Source organism: Rhizobium sp. SVR5-9E (genome assembly GCF_056755095.1).
In genome coordinates, this window is the sequence record NZ_JBNDHS010000773.1 from 1 (window position 1) to 234 (window position 234).

Sequence of the window (234 nt, forward strand, 5' to 3'; positions counted from 1 at the left end):
GGGGGGGGGGGGGGGGGGGGGGGTGGGGGAGGGGAGTTTGTGTCCGCTTGTGTTTAGGTGCCCGGAAGAAATTTTCGGGATCGTTTTCCTCGATGATCTCGCCGTCGGCCATGAAGATGACCCGATCGGCGACCTGACGCGCGAAACCCATTTCGTGGGTCACGCAGATCATCGTCATTCCGTCACGGGCGGGCCCGACCATGGTGTCGAGAACTTCCTTGACCATTTCAGGAT

At 61.1% G+C, this 234-nt stretch carries 1 pseudogene; it reads right to left on the reverse strand.

Features of this window, described 5'->3' with window-relative positions:
• A pseudogene (locus tag ACPYOJ_RS36930) lies at positions 1–234 on the reverse strand (hypothetical protein); the annotation flags it as partial.